1 protein-coding gene is annotated in these 769 nt (G+C 69.6%); it reads left to right on the forward strand.

Features of this window, described 5'->3' with window-relative positions:
* Positions 1-336: 336 nt before the first annotated feature.
* Positions 337-624, forward strand: a complete 288-nt coding sequence (locus IF09_RS0139560; RefSeq protein WP_030304423.1) for a chaplin — start codon at positions 337-339, stop codon at positions 622-624.
* Positions 625-769: the final 145 nt, after the last annotated feature.

Below are 769 nucleotides of genomic sequence, written 5' to 3' on the forward strand. Positions count from 1 at the left end.
CGCCCTATCGACGCGGACTGCGCCCGACCATAGCTGCGGCAAGTCGGCGCCCCGCATCACAAGCACAGCGTTCGAAATCCTGTGTGACATCGAACGGGGTGCGTTGACACCCGAAGCTGACACCTCCACTCTCCCGCCCCTTCGCACCCCGGCCACGGTCCGGGGGCAGGCGCCGCGGGTGTCGTAGCGGTCAGGGCAGCGCCCGTAAGCCACACGCCGGTATCACGTCACCGATTCGGCCCAGTGCCCGTAACGGACGGGCGGTCCGGGCGGTTGGGGGATGCGTCGTCCGAGCTGGATTCCCCCCGGCAAACCGTGAGTTCAAGGAGAAATTCGATGTCCCGTATCGCCAAGGCCGTAGCCGCCACCGCCGCCGCCGGTGCCGTCCTGGCAGGCGGGGCCGGCATGGCCGCCGCCGACGCCACCGCCGAGGGCGCCGCCATCGGCTCCCCCGGCGTCCTGTCCGGCAACGTCGTCCAGGTCCCCATCCACATCCCCGTCAACGTCTGCGGCAACACCGTGAACGTCGTCGGCCTCCTCAACCCCGCCTTCGGCAACACCTGCATCAACGCCAGCGGACACAAGGACGGCCACTACAAGGGCCAGCAGCACGGCGAGTACTGACACCACCAGGCCCTGGACCCGGCGCACACAGCGCCCCGTCTCACCCAGCGCCAACTGAACCAGCCGCAGCGCACAGCCCGGTACCGAAATCGGCCTCCCCTTCCTTCCCCAGGGGAGGCCGAATCGTGCCGGGCTGTGCGCTGCA

This window comes from Streptomyces katrae (assembly GCF_000717655.1).
GTDB classification, from domain to species: Bacteria; Actinomycetota; Actinomycetes; order Streptomycetales; family Streptomycetaceae; genus Streptomyces; species Streptomyces katrae_B.

Bases quoted from the DNA above. Each gene is read 5' to 3' on its own strand.
- IF09_RS0139560 (WP_030304423.1), top strand. From the start codon at position 337: ATGTCCCGTATCGCCAAGGCCGTAGCCGCCACCGCCGCCGCCGGTGCC.